General features: G+C 67.0%; 4 protein-coding genes, 1 tRNA gene and 1 pseudogene. All 6 read right to left on the bottom strand.

Annotated elements, in window-relative coordinates:
• Positions 1-2122: CHASE3 domain-containing protein (locus tag AX676_RS05885; RefSeq protein ID WP_156437610.1), on the bottom strand; the 2122-nt coding region annotated here is incomplete at its 3' end.
• Positions 2123-2263: 141 nt separating this feature from the next.
• Positions 2264-3445, bottom strand: a complete 1182-nt coding sequence (locus AX676_RS05880) for a zinc-dependent alcohol dehydrogenase (RefSeq protein ID WP_066476287.1) — start codon at positions 3443-3445, stop codon at positions 2264-2266.
• The gene (locus AX676_RS05875) at positions 3445-4083 is read right to left on the bottom strand and encodes an SRPBCC family protein (protein WP_066476285.1); all 639 of its coding nucleotides are present in this window, start codon (positions 4081-4083) and stop codon (positions 3445-3447) included. The genes AX676_RS05880 and AX676_RS05875 overlap by 1 nt, the downstream gene beginning before the upstream one ends.
• A 186-nt stretch (positions 4084-4269) precedes the next feature.
• A tRNA-Phe gene (locus AX676_RS05870) sits at positions 4270-4345 on the bottom strand.
• 32 nt (positions 4346-4377) lie between these two features.
• Positions 4378-4584: a DNA gyrase inhibitor YacG gene (locus AX676_RS05865; RefSeq protein WP_066476283.1), complete on the bottom strand. Its 207-nt coding sequence runs from the start codon at positions 4582-4584 to the stop codon at positions 4378-4380.
• Positions 4562-5073 (bottom strand): annotated as a pseudogene (locus AX676_RS18030) (ribonuclease); the annotation flags it as partial. The pseudogene AX676_RS18030 and the gene AX676_RS05865, both read right to left, overlap by 23 nt.

Here is a 5073-nt window from a genome sequence, read left to right as displayed (position 1 = left end):
GGGTGTCCACGGGTGCATAGTCGGTGGGCACGGTGACGGTGAAGCTGCTGCCCTGGCCGGGCGTGCTGACCACCGAAATCGTCCCGCCGAGCAGCCGCGCCAGCTCGCGCGAGATCGACAGGCCCAGGCCCGTGCCGCCATAGCGCCGGTTGATCGACCCGTCGGCCTGGCGGAACGCTTCGAAAATCGCCTGTTGCTGATCGGCCGAGATGCCGATGCCGGTGTCGACGACGGTAAACGCGATGCGGCCGTCGGCGACCGGGGCGAGCCGGAGCGTGACGCTGCCCTGTTCGGTGAACTTGAACGCGTTGGACAACAGGTTCTTGAGCACCTGTTCCAGCCGCTGGCGATCGGTGACGATCGATGCCGGCATGTCGTCGGCGACCTCGACCACGAAATCGATCGCGCGGTCGTTCGCGACCGGGTCGAATGTCTGCCGCAGGTCGGCGACCAGCCTTCGGGTCGCGACCGGTTCCGCGCGCATCTCGATATGCCCCGCCTCGATCTTCGACAGATCGAGGATGTCATTGATCAGGTTGAGCAGGTCGTTGCCCGACGCTTCGATCGTGCGCGCGTATTTCGCCTGTTCATCGGTCAGGTTGCCGTCGGGATTGTCGCCGAGCAGCCGCGACAGGATCAGCAGCGAGTTGAGCGGGGTGCGCAGCTCATGGCTCATATTGGCCAGGAAATCGGATTTGTATTGGCTGGCCTGCTCCAGCTCGCGCGCCTTGGCCTCGATCGCTGCGCTCGACCGGGCGAGGTCGTCGCGCTGGGTTTCCAGCAGCTGCGCCTGTTCCTCCAGCTGCGAATTGGTCTGTTCGAGCTCGACCTGCTGCTGTTCGAGCCGCACCGCGGTTTCCTTGAGCGCGCGACCCTGTTCCTCCAGCTCTTCGTTGGAAACCCGCAATTCCTCGCTCTGGACCTGAAGCTCTTCCGACTGGCGCTGGGTTTCCTCCAGCAGGTTCCGCAATTCGGTCCGGTAGCGCGCCGATCGCAGCGCCACGCCGGCGGTCGGCTCGACGCGCGCCAGAAGCTCCAGGGTGCGGTCCTCGACGGGGTGCAGGAAACCGAACTCGACCACGGCGTTGACGACCCCGTCGGCGCTGAACGGCGCGATGACGAGATGGCGTGGCCGATCATGGCCCAGGGCCGAACCCAGCTTCAGATAGCCGTCGGGCACGTCGGAGATGACGGTCGGCCGCCCTTCGGCGGCCACGCGACCCAGCAGTCCCTCGCGCTCCCTGAACAGCTGGGGCACCGGGGCGTCGCCGGCGACGCCCAGCATCGCGGTGCGCTGGAACACGCCGTCCTCGCCCTTGAACAGCGCGCTCGCCTGCGCGCCGAGATAGCTGGTCAGGAAATCGAGGATGCTGTCACCCAGTTCGGCCACGCTGCGGTCACCCAGCATCGCCTGGCTCAGCCCGACCTCGCCCGCCTGCAGCCACGCCAGGCGCTGGCGCGTGCGTTCGGCACGGTGGACGAGCAGGCCCACCGTCAAGGTGAGGCCGATGCCGAGCAGCGTGGTCAGCAACCCGCTGAGCGTCAAGGTCCAGAAACCGGCGTCCATCTGGGCCAGCCGGCTCTCGCGCAGGCGTTGCTCGTCGGCGCGCATCCGGGCCAGTTGCGCGCGGATCGCGTCCATTTCGACCTTGCCGCGATCGGTGCTGACGAGCGAAAGCGCGGCTTCGGGTCCACGCACGCGTCGCAAGTTGATGGTCTCGCGCAGCTCCGCGAGCTTTGCCGCGACGCGCGGGGTCAGCGCGCGCAGGCTTGCCTGCTGCTGCGCATTGTCCCGCGTCAGCAGGTCGATCCTTTCAACGCTGGAAGCGACCCGCGCGATCGCCGCGCGATATGGATCGAGGTAACGTTCGTCACCGGTGAGCAGGAACCCGCGCTGTCCGGTCTCCGCGTCCTGCACGGCTGACAACAAGTTGCCGAATTCGGTCATCACCTTGTGCGTGTGCACAACGCGCGCGGTATCGGCACGAAGCTCGCGGACATTGGTGTAAGAAAGCGCGCCGGTGATCAGGAAGAAGAGGAGCGCCGCGCAGACCCCGGCGAGTGTTCCGAAACTCGCGCTGAATGTCGCCTGGGATCCCGTTCGCGAAACGCTTTGCGGCATTGCCGTCCTTGCCCTTGTTGATCCAATCGGTTCGGCGTCCCGCTTCCACGGCGTGTCGTCTTGTGCAAGCCCGAATGCGCGCCCCCTTGCTGACCCGCCAGCCCATTCCCGGCCGAAGCGCAGGCTGACCGGCGATCGGCCCTATGCGATGCCGGGTTTCAGCACGACCTTGGTATAGTCGTCCTGCTTCGACTTGAAGTTGCGATAGCCCTCGGCCGCCTGTTCGAGCGGCAAGCGGTGCGAGATCAGGAACGTCGTGTCGATCTTGCCCGCCATGATCATGTCGAGCAGCATGCGGCTGTATTTCTGCACATGGGTCTGGCCGGTGCGCAGCGTCAGGCCCTTTTCCATCAGCGCGCCGATCGGAAATTTGTCCGTCATCCCGCCATAGACGCCGGGAACCGACACCCGTCCGCCCTTGCGGCATGCGAGGATCGCCTGTTTGAGCGCCGCCGCCCGATCCGCGCCGATGCCGATCGTCTGCTTGGCGACGTCGATCATGTTGTCGATCGCAAAGCCGTGCGCTTCCATGCCGACCGCATCGATCACCGCATCGGGGCCGATGCCGCCGGTCATTTCCATCAGCGCCTCGCGGACGTTGGTCTCGCGGAAGTTGATCGTGTCCGCGCCGATCTGCCGCGCGAGTTCGAGGCGATGGGGATAATGGTCGATCACGATCACCCGCGCCGCGCCCATCAGCACCGCGCTCTGTGCCGCGAACAACCCGACCGGCCCGGCGCCCCAGATCGCGACCGTATCGCCACCCTCGATCGCGGCGTTTTCGGCCGCCATCCAACCCGTCGGCAGGATGTCGGACAGGAACAGCACCTGTTCGTCCTCCAGCGTGTCGTCGTCGATCACGATCGGCCCGACATCGCTGAACGGCACGCGCACGAATTCGGCCTGACCGCCCGAATAGCCGCCGGTCAGGTGCGAATAGCCGAACAGCCCGCTCATTGGCGTGCCGTACAGCGTTTCGGACATCTCGCGCTTGTCCACGGGGTTGGAATTGTCGCAGGCGCTGTATTGCTGTTGCCCGCAGAAGAAACAGCTGCCGCACGCGATGGTGAAGGGGACGACCACCCGCTGGCCCTTGACCAATGTCGATCCCGGCCCCGTTTCGACGACCTCGCCCATGAATTCGTGGCCCAGCACGTCGCCCGGCATCACCGCGGGGATGACGCCGTCATAAAGATGCAGGTCGGAGCCGCAGATCGCGGTCGACGTCACCTTGATGATCGCGTCGCGCGGATTGACGATGTCGGGGTCGGGCACGGTATCGACGCGGACGTCATGGGTGCCGTGATAGCAAAGCGCGCGCATCAGGCGGTCTCCTCCAGCTTCAGTTGACGGGTCGACGTCGCGATCTCGCCGGTTTCCATCAGCATCTTGAAACGCCTCAGGTCGCGTCGCGCCTGGATTTCGGGTTCGCGCTGCAGGAGTGTCGCGACGGCCCTGCCGGCGCTGCCCATCGGCGGCTTGTACGCGACGACCAGCTCGACTTGTGTACCACGGTCGCCCGGCGCGTCGCGAAATGCCACGCGACCCTCGGTGTCGATTTCCGACCCCGCGACCGATCGCCACGCGATCAGTTCGCCCTCGCGCGCCGCGACAATCTCGCTCTCGACCGTCACGGTGCCCAGCGGACCGCGAATGTGCCAGCGCGAGCGGCCCTCGCCGAGCATCTCGACCGCTTCCAGATTTTCCATGAATGCCGGCAGGTTGGTGAAGTCGCGCCAGAAGCGATACAGCTCGGCGCGGCCCGGCTTGGCGATCGTGACGGTCTTGCCCGTCACCGCATAATCGCCGAACCACCGCCGCCGCGCCGTACGGCCCGGCGGGGAATCGCCTTGCCCGCCCGATCCGGGTCGCGCGCTGTCGCGCTGCAGCAGCAATGCCGCGCCGGCAACGGCCCCCGCGCCCAATGCCGCCCAGGGAAAGATGCTTCGGTTGGTCGACATATGCTGCTCCGTTCTGGCCCGTCCCGAACCTAACCCGTCGCCGTCCCCGGTTGTTCCGAAGGAAAGCGGCTTAGGCGACGCGGATGGGCGCGGATGGGCGCGGACGGACGCGGTCGGCGTCGGCGGGCGGCGACGTCGTTCAACCGGAAAAAGCCGTTCAGCAGGAAACGGCGTTCAGTGGGGAAATGGTGCCCAGGGACGGGATCGAACCGCCGACACTGCGATTTTCAGTCGCATGCTCTACCAACTGAGCTACCTGGGCATCACCGGCAGCAGCCGGGAAAGAGCGGCCTCTTAGTCAGCGTCGGCGTCGCTGTCCAGCCCGACATTTGCATTTGCCGCATCATCCGGATCGATGCGCGCACCGGGCAGGCGATAGCCCTCGTCCAGCCAGGCGAGCAGGTCGCGATCCTTGCATCCGCGCCCGCAAAACGGCCGGAAATCGACGGAAACCGGTTTGCCGCATCGCGGGCAGCTTTCAGGGGTGGCGCGCCTGGACATGCGCGGCGGATATGGCGCGGCGCGCGTCGCCCTGCAAGATCACGGCCGCACCGATCCGCCGTTCCAGCGCCGCCAGCCAGTCGGGATGCGCCGCCAGCCGCGCGACCAGATCGGGGTGCGCGGTCAGCGTGCGTTGCCCCGCGCCGGGCGTATGCTCGGCGATCCGCAACGCGGCGCGCGCATGCCATCCGACCGGATCGCTCGCCGCCAGCTCGGGCAGCGAGAGTCGCGACCTGCGCCGCACAATCTGGATGAAGCCGAAACCGTTGACCGCGGTCCGCTCGAACGGCTGGGGGATTGCCGCGTCGATCGCTGCCGCCGCGGCCAGCCGCGCGGACCGGTCGGGCGTCGTCGGCAAATCGATGCCGATCGATCCCGCGAGGTCGAGCCGGACGATGGCTTCGGCGGCGGCGCGCGCGCCGATGATCGCCAGCTCGGCAGGAGCGGCCTCGCCGTCGACGTCGATCAGCGTCATCGCCGGCGTCAGGC

It is taken from the genome of Sphingomonas sp. CCH21-G11 (genome assembly GCF_001555965.1).
Lineage (GTDB): Bacteria > Pseudomonadota > Alphaproteobacteria > Sphingomonadales > Sphingomonadaceae > Sphingomonas.
The sequence above is the reverse complement of the archived record's forward strand: the minus strand, read 5'-3'. Positions and strand labels throughout refer to the sequence as shown.